The 12165-nt window shown below is 60.5% G+C and carries 9 protein-coding genes; 6 read left to right on the top strand and 3 right to left on the bottom strand.

The genetic code is table 11. From position 1 onward, the window contains the following. Positions 1 to 16: 16 nt before the first annotated feature. Positions 17 to 2392, bottom strand: a complete 2376-nt coding sequence (gene ppsA, locus EJ576_RS14080) for a phosphoenolpyruvate synthase (protein WP_028617515.1) — start codon at positions 2390 to 2392, stop codon at positions 17 to 19. Positions 2393 to 2570: 178 nt separating this feature from the next. On the opposite strand from ppsA, the gene EJ576_RS14070 reads away from it, so the two are divergent. Next, positions 2571 to 3389 carry a pyruvate, water dikinase regulatory protein gene (locus tag EJ576_RS14070; RefSeq protein ID WP_003193298.1) on the top strand — a complete coding sequence of 273 codons (819 nt, stop codon included), beginning with the start codon at positions 2571 to 2573 and terminating at the stop codon, positions 3387 to 3389. 76 nt (positions 3390 to 3465) lie between these two features. On the opposite strand, the gene EJ576_RS14065 is transcribed toward EJ576_RS14070, so the two are convergent. Then, the gene (locus tag EJ576_RS14065) at positions 3466 to 4890 is read right to left on the bottom strand and encodes a PLP-dependent aminotransferase family protein (protein WP_016979259.1); all 1425 of its coding nucleotides are present in this window, start codon (positions 4888 to 4890) and stop codon (positions 3466 to 3468) included. Positions 4891 to 5050: 160 nt separating this feature from the next. Here EJ576_RS14065 and EJ576_RS14060 point away from each other — a divergent pair, with 160 nt between their 5' ends. Genes EJ576_RS14060 through EJ576_RS14040 form a run of 5 tightly spaced genes read left to right on the top strand, consistent with a single transcriptional unit; the run spans position 5051 to position 10524 of the window. Then, positions 5051 to 5944, top strand: coding sequence for a DMT family transporter (locus EJ576_RS14060; RefSeq protein ID WP_161634125.1), 894 nt, complete (start codon positions 5051 to 5053; stop codon positions 5942 to 5944). Between the two features lie 26 nt (positions 5945 to 5970). After that, the gene (gene moeB, locus EJ576_RS14055; protein ID WP_068935371.1) at positions 5971 to 7833 is read left to right on the top strand and encodes a molybdopterin-synthase adenylyltransferase MoeB; all 1863 of its coding nucleotides are present in this window, start codon (positions 5971 to 5973) and stop codon (positions 7831 to 7833) included. Between the two features lie 15 nt (positions 7834 to 7848). After that, a complete protein-coding gene (locus tag EJ576_RS14050) occupies positions 7849 to 8763 on the top strand; it encodes a PLP-dependent cysteine synthase family protein (protein WP_025999978.1) in 915 nt (304 codons plus the stop codon). 37 nt (positions 8764 to 8800) lie between these two features. Then, a complete protein-coding gene (locus EJ576_RS14045) occupies positions 8801 to 9793 on the top strand; it encodes a serine O-acetyltransferase (RefSeq protein ID WP_028617518.1) in 993 nt (330 codons plus the stop codon). Positions 9794 to 9795: 2 nt separating this feature from the next. After that, positions 9796 to 10524: an alanyl-tRNA editing protein gene (locus EJ576_RS14040; protein WP_122726532.1), complete on the top strand. Its 729-nt coding sequence runs from the start codon at positions 9796 to 9798 to the stop codon at positions 10522 to 10524. 129 nt (positions 10525 to 10653) lie between these two features. Here the strand turns inward: EJ576_RS14040 and prpD are convergent, their stop codons facing one another. After that, positions 10654 to 12138 (bottom strand): 2-methylcitrate dehydratase, encoded by a 1485-nt coding sequence (prpD, locus tag EJ576_RS14035; protein ID WP_126570573.1) that lies wholly within the window; start codon positions 12136 to 12138, stop codon positions 10654 to 10656. Between the last annotated feature and the right edge of the window lie 27 nt (positions 12139 to 12165).

Here is a 12165-nt window from a genome sequence, read left to right as displayed (position 1 = left end):
TTTTGACGTGACGATCTTAGGCGGACGCTTGGCCTTCCGCCAGGAAGAACCAGGTTTCCAGCACGGAATCGGGGTTCAGCGAGACGCTTTCGATGCCCTGTTCCATCAGCCATTTGGCCAGGTCAGGATGGTCGGAAGGGCCTTGGCCGCAGATACCGATGTACTTGCCGGCCTTGTTGCAGGCCTGGATGGCGTTGGCCAGCAGCTTCTTGACCGCAGGATTTCGCTCGTCGAACAGGTGCGCGATGATCCCGGAGTCACGGTCCAGGCCCAGGGTCAGCTGGGTCAGGTCGTTGGAGCCGATGGAGAAGCCGTCGAAGAACTCCAGGAATTCTTCGGCCAGGATGGCGTTGGACGGCAGCTCGCACATCATGATCACGCGCAGGCCGTTCTCACCACGGGACAGGCCGTTCTCAGCCAGCAAGTCCACCACCTGGCTCGCTTCGCCCAAGGTGCGTACGAACGGCACCATGATCTCGACGTTGGTCAGGCCCATCTCGTTGCGCACGCGCTTGAGGGCGCGGCATTCGAGTTCGAAGCAGTCACGGAACGCTTCGCTGATGTAGCGCGAGGCGCCACGGAAGCCCAGCATCGGGTTTTCTTCTTCCGGCTCGTAAAGCTTGCCGCCGATCAGGTTGGCGTATTCGTTGGACTTGAAGTCCGACAGACGCACGATGACCTTTTTCGGGTAGAACGCCGCCGCCAGGGTGCTGATGCCTTCCACCAGCTTCTCGACGTAGAAGCCAACAGGGTCGTTGTAGCCGGCGATACGCTTGTCGACGCTTTCCTTGATGTCCAACGGCAGGCCGTCGTAGTTCAACAGAGCCTTGGGGTGCACGCCGATCATGCGATTGATGATGAACTCCAGGCGGGCCAGGCCCACACCGGCGTTTGGCAGTTGCGCGAAGTCAAAGGCGCGGTCCGGGTTGCCGACGTTCATCATGATCTTGAACGGCAGGTCCGGCATGGCGTCGATGGAGTTCTGCTTGATATCGAAGCCCAGCTCGCCTTCAAAGATGAAACCGGTGTCGCCTTCGGCGCAGGAAACAGTGACGCCTTGGCCGTCTTTCAACAGCTGGGTCGCGTTGCCGCAGCCCACGACTGCAGGGATGCCCAGTTCACGGGCGATGATCGCCGCGTGGCAGGTACGCCCGCCACGGTTGGTGACAATGGCGCTGGCGCGCTTCATCACCGGTTCCCAGTCCGGGTCGGTCATGTCGGAAACCAGCACGTCGCCTGGCTGGACTTTATCCATTTCGGACACGTCCTTGATGATCCGCACCTTGCCGGCGCCGATGCGCTGGCCGATGGCACGGCCTTCCACCAGCACGGTGCCGGTTTCTTTGAGCAGGTAGCGTTCCATGACATTGGCCGAGGTGCGGCTTTTCACGGTTTCCGGACGGGCCTGCACGATGTACAGCTTGCCGTCGTCACCGTCCTTGGCCCACTCGATGTCCATCGGGCACTTGTAGTGCTTTTCGATGATCATCGCTTGTTTGGCGAGTTCGCTGACTTCAGCGTCGGTCAGGCAGAAGCGCGCGCGTTCGGCCTTGTCGACTTCAACGGTTTTCACCGAGCGACCGGCCTTGGCCTCGTCGCCGTAGATCATCTTGATGGCCTTGCTGCCCAGGTTGCGGCGCAGGATGGCCGGGCGGCCGGCTTCAAGGGTGTGCTTGTGTACGTAGAATTCGTCGGGGTTGACCGCGCCTTGTACGACGGTTTCGCCCAGGCCGTAGGCGCCGGTGATAAACACCACGTCACGGAAGCCCGATTCGGTATCGAGGGTGAACATCACGCCAGCAGTGCCGGTTTCCGAACGCACCATGCGCTGCACACCGGCAGACAGGGCCACCAGCTTGTGGTCGAAACCTTGGTGCACACGGTAGGAAATGGCGCGGTCGTTGAACAGCGAGGCGAACACTTCCTTGGCCGCACGGATCACGTTTTCAACGCCGCGGATGTTCAGGAAGGTTTCTTGCTGGCCGGCGAAGGAAGCGTCCGGCAAGTCTTCGGCGGTGGCCGAGGAGCGCACGGCAACGGCGACGTCCGGGTTACCGGCCGACAGCGCGGCGAAGGCGGTGCGGATTTCTTCGTTGAGCTTCTCGGGGAACTCGGCCTCCATGATCCATTGGCGGATCTGGGCACCGGTCTTGGCCAGGGCATTGACGTCATCGACGTCCAGGGCGTCCAGCGCGGCGTGGATCTGAGCGTTGAGGCCGCTCAGTTCGAGGAAATCGCGGTAAGCCTGGGCCGTGGTGGCGAAACCACCGGGCACCGACACACCAGCGCCTGCAAGATTACTGATCATCTCGCCGAGGGATGCGTTCTTGCCCCCCACGTGCTCTACATCATGGACGCCGAGCTTATCGAGGGAAACTACGTACTCTACCAAGGTGATCTCTCCACTAACTGTGTTGGAAAAGCTCAGGACGCCGGCTGCTCAGTAAGAGCGAGTGCCAGCGCTTGTGGCCTGGACCTGGAAAATAAGTGAGAATGCGGCCCACTGCGGGACGGCAAAATCGCGCCTATCATATCCAAGATTCGCCATCAGCTTAAGGCCCAGGGCTCAAATGAAACGATCTGCTTTCTTTATCTCCGACGGCACCGGCATCACAGCCGAAACATTGGGTCAAAGCCTGCTCGCGCAGTTCGAAAACATTACCTTCGCCAAATTCACGCGACCGTACATCGACAGCGTGGATAAAGCGCGGGCCATGGTACAACAAATCAATCTGGCGGCCGAAAAAGACGGTTTTCGTCCGATCATTTTCGACACCATCGTCAATCAAGACATTCGTGAGATTCTCGCAACGTCGAATGGTTTCATGATCGACATCTTCTCGACGTTCCTCGCACCACTGGAACAAGAGCTGAGTGAACATTCGTCGTACTCGGTAGGAAAGTCCCATTCCATTGGCCACAACTCCAACTATATGGAGCGTATCGAGGCGGTGAACTTTGCCCTCGACAACGACGACGGCGCCCGCACCCACTACTACGACAAGGCCGACCTGATCCTGGTGGGCGTGTCCCGCTGCGGCAAAACGCCCACCTGTCTGTACATGGCCATGCAATTCGGCATCCGCGCGGCCAACTACCCGCTGACTGAGGACGACATGGAGCATTTGACGCTGCCGGCCGCCCTGCGGGCGCATTCGCACAAGCTGTTCGGGCTGACCATTGATCCGGATCGGCTGACGGCGATCCGCAATGAACGCAAGCCCAACAGCCGCTATTCCAGCTATGCGCAGTGCGAGTTCGAAGTGCGAGAAGTAGAAAATCTGTTCCGTCGCGAGAATATTGCGCACATCAATTCCACGCATTTTTCGGTGGAAGAGATTTCGGCGAAGATTCTGGTGGAGAAAGGCGTGGAGCGACGCTTCAAATAATGTTGTCTGCCTATTACTTTGTGGTGAGCGAGCTTGCCTCGCGCGGGGCAAGCCCGCTCACCACAAGGATCAAGGCCTACAACTGAAACCTCCCTCCCCCCTGCCCCAACGCCGTCGCCAACGCATCAAACCCCGCCCGCAACAACTGGTCATCCCCCGACGTGTTGCAGATACTCGCCCGAATAAATTGCGGCACCGCCGTCTGCCCAACCGCAAACGCCTCGGCGGTGGCGATCAGGTAATTATTCTGCTTGAGCTCCGCCTCGATTTCCGACGCCCGCCACGGCTCCGGTACTTCAATCCAGAAGTGCGGGCTGTTGAGGTGGGTGCGGTACTCCAGGCCGATCAGTAGGTCACGGACCAGGGCCTTGCGCCGACTGATTTCGTTGATCTGCTGGCGCAGCAGGTACTCCGCCGTACCGTTTTCGATCCACTGGGTAGCAAGCTCCAAGGTGACGGGCGTAGCCATCCAGCAGGTCGAACGCAGCGCCGCCGAAATACGGCTGACCAACGCCGGTGGCGCATGCACATAACCCACACGCAGCCCGGCCGATACGGCTTTGCTCAGGCTGCTGATCAAAATCGTACGCTCGGGGGCGAAATGGCTGAGGGGCGGCGGCCGGTCCTCGACCAGTACACCGTGGGCCTCGTCCTCAAGAATCAGCAGGTTGTGCTCGCGACACACTTTGACCAAGGCTTCGCGGCGCGCCACCGAAAGTACCGCCGTGGTCGGATTCTGGATCGTCGGTGTGCAGTACAGCGCTGAAACCCGGTGATTTCGACAGACTTCATCCAGCGCGCCCGGCAGCACGCCTTCTTCATCCATCTCCAGGCCGATCAACCGGATACCCAGCATCCGCGCGGCGGTAATCAGGCCCGGATACGTCAGTTGCTCGGTGACCACCGTATCGCCGGCCCGCAACAGCGCCATCATTGAGCACAGCAAGCCGTGCTGGCCGCCATTGACGCAGATCACCTGCTCGGGGATCGGATGAAAATCACGCTGCACCAGCCATTGCGCGCCCGCTTCACGGTAGCGCGGCAGGCCGGCGTCCGGGGTGTAGGCGCTGATGTCCTGGAGGAATTTGGCGTTGGTCGACAGGGTCTGGAAGCTCTGGGCCAGGAACACGGTTTCCTGACCGGGGATGTGCATATTGCGGCTCATGTCGAAGTACTGGCGCGGCTCTTCGCTGAAGTTGCGAAAACCCTCATCGCGCTGGCGCTCCATCCCACGCTTGCGCACGAAAGTGCCGTCACCGACCCGCGCCACCACCAACCCCAGGCGTTCCAGTTCGCCGTAGGCCCGGCTGATGGTGCCGATCGTCACACCCAGATTGTCGGAAAGCACCCGATGGGGCGGCAGTTTTCGTCCTGGTTCAATCAAGCCTTCGAGGATGCCCCGTTCCATGACATCGGACAGGCGCTTGTACTTCACGCCCTGCCCGTTGGACAACCCCTCACGCATAATTGACACCATGTCAATATTTGTTTTGACAGCCATCTTTCGCCCTAATAGTGTGCTTTTACGGGTTCAATCGCCGGATTTTACAACTCATTACAAGCTCAATATAGAGTTCAATTTCGGCTCAGGGAAGCAATAAACGATGCCAATGTCCGCCGTTCTCGAAAACACCGCCAAGACAAAAACCCAAAAACAGTGGTTGGCAGGGCTTATCACCAGCGTGATGTTCCTGATCGTCTGCCTGAGTTGGGGCACCACGTGGCTGGGGATCAAGATTGCCGTGGAGAGCGTGCCGCCACTGACGTCCGCGGGCCTGCGCTTCCTGATCGCTTTCCCGCTGTTCCTGTGTTTTGCCATGGTGCGCCGCGAGCCGATCCTGTTCCCCCGCGAGAGCCGCTGGTTCTTCGTGTTCGTGACCCTGTCCTACTTCAGCGTGCCCTACTACCTGCTCAACTACGGCGAGATGCATGTCTCGTCCGGCCTGACCGCGCTGCTGTTCAGCTGCATGCCGGTGTTCATCCTGATTTTCTCTGCGCTGTTCCTGCGTGAGCGCATCTACTTTTCCCAGGTGGTCGGCATCGGTATTGGTTTCGGCAGCCTCTACATGATCATCAAGAGCCAGGGCCTGCACCTGGACCACGCGGAGTTCTTCGGCGTATTGGCGATTCTGACCGCAGCGATCATGCATGCCTTGTGCTACGTGATTACCAAGCAGAAAGGCAGCGCCATCAGCGTGATCACCTACAACACCCTGCCCATCGGCATTGCCGGGCTGATGCTGTTCGTCGCCGGGCTGTGGTTTGAAGCGCCGACCTTCGACGCCATCACCCTGCGCTCCTGGGGCGCACTGTTCTACCTGGGGCTGGTGGCCTCAGTGGGCGGGTTCATCGTGTACTTCATGCTGCTCAAGCGCTTGAGCCCGATCATCCTGTCATTCGTGTTCATCATCTTCCCGGTGTTCGCGGTGATCATCGGCGCCTGGTACGAAGGCGTGTCGATTTCCCGCGACCTGATGCTGTATTCGGCCATCCTGCTGGCCGGCTTTGCGATCACCAAGTTGCCGGTTGAAAAACTCCTGGCCAAGAAAAATTGACCCTTCTACAACCACGCGAGAGAAACATGGACGTCCTCCGCCCCAAAGCCCTGGAACAGATCTACGCCCACGCCAGCCGCAGCTACCCCGAAGAATGCTGTGGTTTTGTCTTCGCCGACGGCAGCGTGTACCTGGGCAGCAATATCCAGAATGAACTGCACCACAAGAACCCCGAGATGTATCCGCGCAGCGCGGCCAACGGCTACACCTTCTCGGTGGCCGACACCCTGTTGATGAACAAGGCGTTTCGCAGCGACAACCCGGTGGTAGTGATCTACCACTCGCACCCGGATGTAGGTGCCTATTTCAGCGACGAAGATCAGGACAAGGCGCTGTTCATGGGCGAACCGATCTACCCCGTCAGCTACCTGGTGGTCGACGTTCGCCAGGGCCAGCCCCTTGGTTCCAAGCTGTTTGCCTGGGATGGCAAGCATTTCGCCCTTCAACCTTTCAACGACCTGCACACGGAGTTGTCCATGAACGCTGTCTCTTTCCCCGACATTCTGGTCCGCGTGGCCAAGCTGCCGGAATCGACCCTCGAGGGCACCGGATCGACATTGCGCGAAGTCATTGAAAACCTCTGCAGCAGTCACCCACAGTTGCGTCCGCACCTGTTTCACGAGAAGAACAACCAGCTCAAGGAGCACTTCCTGTTTACCGCCGAGGAAGAGCTGGTTGGCGCGGATGACCCACTGCCCGAGAAAGCCAGAATCGAGGTGCTGCTGGCCACGTCCGGCGGCATGGACGTCGACGCGCTGAGCAATGAAGAAGTACAACGCTACGTACGCCACATCACCCTGCCCGGTGTGGGTCGCGAAGGTCAGTTGAACCTCAAGAAAGCCAAGGTGCTGATCATCGGCACCGGCGGTCTGGGCTCGCCGATCAGCCTGTATCTGGCGGCTGCCGGGGTCGGCACCCTGGGGCTGGTGGACTTTGATGTGGTGGAAAGCAGCAACCTGCAACGCCAGATCGTCCACGGCAACAGCACCCTCGGCATGCCCAAAGTCGAATCCGCCAAGCAGCGCCTGCAAGACCTCAACCGCCATATCCAGATCAACGCCCACGACACCGCGTTGAATGCCGACAACGCCCTGGAACTGGTAGGCGCCTACGATCTGGTGATCGACGGCACCGACAATTTCGACACCCGCTACCTGGTCAACGACGCTTGCGTGCAACTGGGCAAGCCCTTGGTGTACGGCGCCATCTACCGCTTCGACGGGCAGATCAGCGTGCTCAACTATAAAGGCGGGCCGTGCTACCGCTGCCTGTTTCCGAGCGCGCCGCCCGCCGAGCTGGCGCCCAATTGCAGCGCCGGGGGCGTGATCGGCGTGCTGCCCGGTGTGGTCGGGATGATCCAGGCCACCGAGGCAATCAAGTTGCTGATTGGCATCGGCGAACCGCTGTCAGGCCGCTTGATGCGCTTCGATGCGCTGGCGATGAAGTTCAGCGAGATCCGTTTCAAGCGCCGCGCCGACTGCCCATGCTGCTCCGAGGCGCGCCACAGCGAAACCCTGGCACCGACCGCCTGCGCGGATGCCGTGCCCAGCCAACCGTCGCTGGCCGAAGAACGCTACATCAAGCCGCGCGTACTCAAGCAAGTACTCGAACACCCCAGCAGCGCCGATGTGCTGCTGGATGTGCGCGACGCCAGCGAACTGGAAGTGTGCAAATTGCCGGGCGTGGTGCATATCCCCCTGGCCGAACTGGACGGCCACCTCGACAGCCTCAGCCGGGACAATACCCATTACCTGATCTGCTACGCCGGCACCCGTGCTGAGCAAGCCGCCAGTACTTTGCTGGCGGCTGGTTTCGCCAACACCAAAGTCCTGCAGGGCGGCATGAAACATTGGGTTCGTGACGTCGAACCCGACATGCCGTTGTATTGAGCCGGGGGCTGAATGATGTTGCATAACTCCATCCTCGACGTGATCGGCCAGACGCCGATCGTGCGTCTGGCGCAGTTCTCCGAAGACCTCGGTATCGAGGTCTACGCCAAGCTCGAATCCCTCAACCCAGGCGGCAGCCACAAGGCTCGCATCGCCTTGGGCATGATCCTCGACGCCGAGCGCCGAGGCGTGCTGATCCGCGACTCCGGGCAGACCATCATCGAGCCCAGTGGCGGTAACACCGGCATCGGCTTGGTGATGGCGGGCAATGTATTGGGCTACAAAGTGGTGCTGGTGATTCCCGACAACTACAGCCCGGAAAAACAGAAGCTGCTGCGTTTATACGGGGCCAAGGTGGTGCTGTCGGACAGCCGCCTGGGCAACAACTCCCATGGCGAGAAGTGCATGGAATTGCAGCTGGAAAACCCCAGCTACGTGATGCTCAACCAGCAGCGCAACGGTGCCAACCCACAAACCCATCGCGACACCACCGCACCGGAAATCCTGCGTGCCTTCGGTGAGCTGCGCGCCGACTACTTTGTCAGCGGCATCGGCACCGGGGGGCATATCACTGGCATCGGTGAAACCCTGAAAGCCGCCTGGCCGCAACTACGCGTCATGGGCGTGGAACCGGAAGAGTGCGACCTGCTGAAAAACCAGCACGCACCGCATCACATCCAAGGCCTGTCGATCGGTTTGATCCCGAGCATTCTCAACCTGGACGTGATCGACGGCATGCTCAAGGTCTCGCGCCAGGACTGCATCGACATGATGAAACGCATCATGCGCACCGACGCTATCAGCCTAGGCCTGTCGTCCGCCGCCAACATGGTGGCCATTGCCAAGCTCGCCCCCGAACTACCGCCCGAAACGGTGGTGCTGACCATGGTCTACGACAATGCCGACAGCTACCTGCCCAGTTTCGAATAAACGGGTTTCCAGCCAACCAGAATGCAGGGGTGCCTCCATGGGCGGTTTTATCGACATGCAACAGTTGCACGATGAGTTGATCACTCACCTCATCAAAACCCTTACGCCCCTACAGATGAAGCAGCTGGAACCGCATCTGGCGCCCCTGATCCAGAATGCTGCCCAGGCAGTAGCCGAAGACCTGATCGCCTACGCCTACCGTGATCCGGCCTCACGCGGGCGCGGCGAGTTGATCCTGGAGTCCTACGCCTCGTTCAAGGCGGTGCTGTATTACCGCCTGGCGCACCTTGTATGGAATTTTCCCGACCAGACCAACGGCGTGTTTTCGCGCATTGCCCTCAAGCTGAGCAACCAGGGCAAGGTGCTTTCCGGCGCCGAGATTCACCCGGCGGCGCGCATCGGCCGACGCTTCGTGCTGGACCACGGCTACGGCACGGTGATCGGCGAAACCTGCGAAATTGGCAACGACTGTTACATCCTCTGCGGCGTGACCCTGGGCGCCCGAGGCATCGCCAACAACCCCGACGGCAAGCGTCACCCACGCCTGGGCAACAACGTCGAGGTCGGCTCCGGTGCCCGCGTGCTGGGTTATGTGCTGATTGGCGACAACGTGTTTATCAGCCCGTCCTGCGTGATCACCCAGGACGTCCCCGCCGGCACCAAAGTGAAGGTGGTGAACCAGATCCAGCTGCAAAAAAACGATGAATCGGACCACAGCAACTACCTCGGTGCCTTCGCCCTGGATGAGCGATTGCATGTGGTGGGCGAAATCAACGCCAGCCATAAGGTGACCGTGCTGGACGCCGATTTCCACCCCCTGCCGGGGCTGATGTTGGAGCCCACGGTCAAGGAGCGCCACCACCTGCAGTTTCGTCTGCACCGTGTCGAGTCGGGCACTCCATTGCCGCGCTTGCCGCTGAACCTGAAAGTCTGCGGGCCGGAATTCGAAATCACCCTGCTCTCTCCCCCTGGCCTGAGTGCAATGGTGCGCTCCCTGCTGCAAGCCAGCCCACTGATCGTCGGAGGTTGAACATGTCCGTGCACACCATGGAAACCCTGGCGCTGTTCGACAGCGCGCCCTACCAGAACGCGTTCAGCGCCCGAGTGATTGCCGTCAGCGAACACGGCATCGCCCTGGAGCACACGCTGTTCTACCCCACGGGCGGCGGCCAGCCAGGCGACACGGGCCACCTCACACTGGCCGACGGTACGCGGGTCGAAGTGATCGGCACCGTGCGCGATCCGGTGCTGCGCTCGATCATCTGGCACCAGGTGGAACACTGCCCCGCGCAACTGACCGCCGGGGTACAGGTGGATGCCGGCCTCGATTGGGACCGGCGCTACCAGCACATGAAAATGCACACCTGTTTGCACCTGCTGTGTTCGATCATCGATGCGCCGGTCACCGGATGCAGCATCAGTTCGGACAAGGGCCGGCTGGATTTCGACCTGCCCGAAATGACCCTCGATAAAGACAGCATCACCCGCGACCTCAATGCGCTGATCGAACAGGCTCACGCGGTAAAAACCCTGTCGATGCCGGCTTCCGAATATTCGACCCTGCTACAGATCACGCGTACACAGGCAGTGGCTCCTCCGGTGATTCAGGGATCGGTACGGGTGATTGAAATCGCCGGCATCGATATCCAGCCGTGTGGGGGCACCCATGTGATCAACACCGAAGAAATCGGCCGGGTGTATTGCGAGAAGATCGAGAAGAAGAGCAAGCACAACCGCCGGGTGATCCTGCGGTTCGAGTGAACACCATTCAATGTGGGAGCTGGCTTGCCTGCGATGCAGGCAACTCGGTGCCTCAGGCAGACCGAGGTGATGCTATCGCAGGCAAGTCGAAGCGTCGAACCGCAGCTCCCACATTGACCCTGTAACGGCTTAGATCACGAACAGGTCCACAAACCGATTGACCGGTGTGGCTTCAAGCCGTGCCTGGTCCTTGCACAGCGCAAAAATCTCGGCACTGCGCTGCGCGGTAAATCGCGTCGCCAGGTTGGCCTTGAACTTGTCTTCCAGCAACGGAATGCCGTCCACCCGACGCCGGCGATGGCCAATCGGGTACTCCACCGCCACCTGCTCGGTGCTGCTGCCATCCTTGAAGAACACCTGCACGGCATTGGCGATGGAGCGCTTGTCGGCCTCCAGGTATTCGCGGCTGTAGCGTGGGTCTTCGACGATGACCATTTTGTCGCGCAACTCGTCGATGATCGGATGCGCAGCGTGGAAATCATCCTCGTACTGCTCGGCCACCAGGTTGCCGAATGCCAACGGCACGGCGGTCATGTATTGCAGGCAGTGATCGCGGTCAGCGGCGTTGGCCAGTTGCCCGACTTTGGAAATGATACGAATCGCCGATTCATGGGTGGTGATCACGATGCGCTCGATTTCCTGTAGGCGGTCTTTCACCAACGGATGCAGCGTCACCGCGGCCTCGCAGGCGGTTTGCGCGTGGAATTCGGCGGGGAAGCTGATCTTGAACAGCACGTTTTCCATCACATAGGTGCCGTAGGGTTGGGCCAGGCTGAACGCGCGTTTGTCCTCCGGCTTGAGCGCCAGGTCCTTGTTGGTGTGGCTGAACAGCACGTCGTAGAAACCCCACTGCGGCGCGCTCAAGACACCCGGAATACCCATCTCGCCACGCATGGCGATATCCGCCAGGCGCACGCCCCGGCTCGACGCATCCCCCGCCGCCCAGGACTTGCGCGAACCGGCATTCGGCGCATGCCGGTAGGTGCGCAATGCCTGCCCATCGACAAACGCATGGGACAGCGCCGCCAGCAACTGCTCACGGTTGGCGCCCATCAGCTTGGCGGTGACCGCTGTGGAGGCGACTTTCACCAGCAGCACGTGGTCGAGGCCTACCCGGTTGAAGGAGTTTTCCAGGGCAATCACGCCCTGGATTTCGTGGGCCATGATCATCGCTTCCAGCACTGCGCGCACGGTCAGCGGCGCGTCGCCATTGGCCACGCGTTTCTGCGACAGGTGATCGGCCACGGCGAGGATGCCGCCGAGGTTGTCCGAGGGGTGACCCCATTCGGCAGCGAGCCAGGTGTCGTTATAGTCAAGCCAACGCACGATGCAACCGATGTCCCACGCGGCCTTGACCGGATCCAAGCGAAACGATGTGCCCGGCACCCGCGCGCCAAACGGCACCACCGTGCCCTCGACGATCGGTCCCAGGTGCTTGGTGCACTCGGGGAAACGCAGGGCCAGCAGGCCGCAGCCCAAGGTGTCCATCAGGCAGTTGCGGGCGGTGTTCAATGCGTCCGGCGAGTCGATCCGGTAGTTGAGAACATAGTCAGCAATATCCTGCAGGACCTGATCGTAGTCCGGGCGGTTGTTCTGGTCGACGTTGGCGCTCATGGCAGTACTCCAAAGTGGGTTAGGTTG

This window comes from Pseudomonas sp. C 49-2, assembly GCF_003970195.1.
In the GTDB taxonomy this organism is placed as follows: domain Bacteria; phylum Pseudomonadota; class Gammaproteobacteria; order Pseudomonadales; family Pseudomonadaceae; genus Aquipseudomonas; species Aquipseudomonas canadensis.
The sequence above is the reverse complement of the archived record's forward strand: the minus strand, read 5'-3'. Positions and strand labels throughout refer to the sequence as shown.